The following is a 1,831-nucleotide window of genomic DNA, read 5'->3' as shown; positions in this document are numbered from 1 at the left end:
GCGCCGGCGCGCCCCCCGAAGCCGTGGCCCCCCTCATGCGCGGGATCACCGTGCTGCTGCGGCTCACCGAGGTCGGCGGGGCGTCGAGTCTCAGCGGGCTGGAGAAGGCCACCGGGCTGGCGCGTTCCACGGTCGACCGGATCACGGCGACGCTGGCGCGCATGGGCTACCTCCGGCTGGACGGCCGCGACGCGGTCCTCGCCCCCCGTCTGATGGAGCTGGGCAACGCCTATCTGGCCGCCCTGCGCTTGCCCCGGCTGCTCGACGCGCACGCGGACGCGCTCGCCGACGAGTTGGACGAGTCGGTGTCGCTGGCGGTCGGCGACCGGGACGGCATCCGCTTCATCCACCAGGCCACCCGGCGCCGCGCGATGTCCCTCAGTTTCCGCATCGGCGACCTGCTCCCCGTCGAACGCACCGCGCCGGGCTCCCTGTTCGCCACCGAGTGGGGCGAGGCGGAGTGGGCACGGTGGCGGGCACGGCGGGAGGCCGACCCCGAGGGGCACGGTTTTCCGGCGGTGCCGCCGCGGTCCGACACGTACGAGGGGTTCGAGGAGCGGGTGGCTGCGGCACGGGCCAAGGGCTGGGCGCTGGACGACCAGTTGATCGAGCCGGGGCTGGTGGCGGTGTCGGTGCCCGTACGGGCCTCCGGGGCTTCCCATGCCTTCGGGGCCTCCCATGCCTTCGGGGCCTCCGGGGCTTCCCATGCCTCCATGGCCTCCGGGATCTCCGGAGCGGGTCGCGGCCGTATCGCATGCGTGGCGAGCGTGGTCAGTCACACCAGCCGGCACACGGCGGACTCACTGCGGGAGGTACTGCTGCCACGGCTACGGGCGACCGTGGGCGTCATGGAACGGGCGCTGCGCGAGGCACCGTCGGCCGCCGAACCGCTCACCCCCTCCGGGCTGGCCGCCTGGACCGGGGCCTCGAAGCAGGAACTGGGCAGGGAGTTCGTCGAGTCGTTGGCGCGCGGGCTGACCGTGATCACCTCGTTCGACGAGGGCCGGGCGGAGCTGACGCTCACGGAGGTCGCCCAGGCCACCGGACTCGCCCGCGCGACGGCCCGGCGCGCGTTGATCACGCTGGAGCATCTGGGGTACGTGGAGGCGTACGGCCGCGTCTTCCGCCTCACACCGAGGGTGCTGGGGCTGGGCTTCCCGCCGCTGTCGATGCTGCCGCTCTCCGAGATCGCGGCCCCGCACCTCGCCGCGCTCTCCGCACGGCTGCACGACTCGGCGTCCCTCGCGATCCTCGCGGGCGACGAGATCCAGTACGTCGCCCGGGCGGCGACCGCCCGCATCATGAGCGCCAACATCACTGTGGGGACGCGGCTGCCGGCGTACGCCACGTCTCTCGGCCGGGTGATGCTGGCGGACCTGCCGGGGCCGTCCCTGCCCGGGCCGTCCCTGCCGGGGCAGGGACCAGGGCCGGTGCCGCTGACGCCGCGTACCGTCACGGACCCCGCAGAGCTGAGGAGGGTCCTGGACCGCGTACGGCAGGACGGATACGCCCTGGTGGACGGGGAGTTGGAGGAGGGCCTGCGGTCGGTGGCCGTGCCGGTGCGGGAGCGCGGGGGCCGGGTGGTGGCGGCGCTGAACGTCGCCATGCACAGCAGCCGCCGTACGGCGGAGGAGTGCGTACGCGAGGTCCTGCCGGAACTGCGGACGACGGTGGCCCGTGTCGAGGCGGAGCTGCATGTGGCGGGGCGGTTCCGGAAGGTATCGAGCGGCTGAGAAACGGCGGGCTGCCGGGCGACCTGCCTCTGGAACGCGGGAACGGGCTGATGCCCGAGCCGCGAGAAGGCTCGGGCATCAGCCCATGGGGTGTGGGG

The 1,831-nt window shown here is 74.0% G+C and carries 1 protein-coding gene; it reads left to right on the top strand.

The genetic code is table 11. From position 1 onward, the window contains the following. A partial coding sequence (locus tag FNH04_RS45555) for an IclR family transcriptional regulator domain-containing protein (protein ID WP_228032055.1) occupies positions 1-1,733 on the top strand: 1,733 nt, incomplete at its 5' end. Positions 1,734-1,831: the final 98 nt, after the last annotated feature.

Origin of the sequence: Streptomyces phyllanthi (assembly GCF_009377205.1) — a bacterium.
GTDB lineage: Bacteria > Actinomycetota > Actinomycetes > Streptomycetales > Streptomycetaceae > Streptomyces > Streptomyces phyllanthi.
The sequence above is the reverse complement of the archived record's forward strand: the minus strand, read 5'-3'. Positions and strand labels throughout refer to the sequence as shown.